The sequence below is a fragment of the Peribacillus sp. SIMBA_075 genome (genome assembly GCF_046534585.1).
On record NZ_JAWRYN010001276.1, the window covers coordinates 1 to 248 of the forward strand.

Here is a 248-nt window from a genome sequence, read left to right on the forward strand (position 1 = left end):
GGAATGAGCCACATCCAATCACCAGTGACTGCGCGACCGCATTTCTCTTCCCTTTCTTCAAATCGCCTAAACTGCTGGCTCGCCGTATGGTGATCAACAATCGATACACCTTGCTCTTTAAAGGAGTGCAGCACCGCTACATTCAGCTCCACCAGCGCTTTATCCTTCCAGAGCGTGGCTTCCCTACTGGTGTCGAGCCCCATGAGATCAGCTACTCTGGGCAGCATGTTGTAGCGCTGCTGGTCAGC

The 248-nt window shown here is 53.6% G+C and carries 1 protein-coding gene; it reads right to left on the reverse strand.

Going from position 1 to position 248, the window contains the following annotated elements; all coding sequences use genetic code 11:
* A partial coding sequence (locus SB775_RS32450; protein WP_410865403.1) for a nitric oxide synthase oxygenase occupies positions 1-248 on the reverse strand: 248 nt, incomplete at both ends.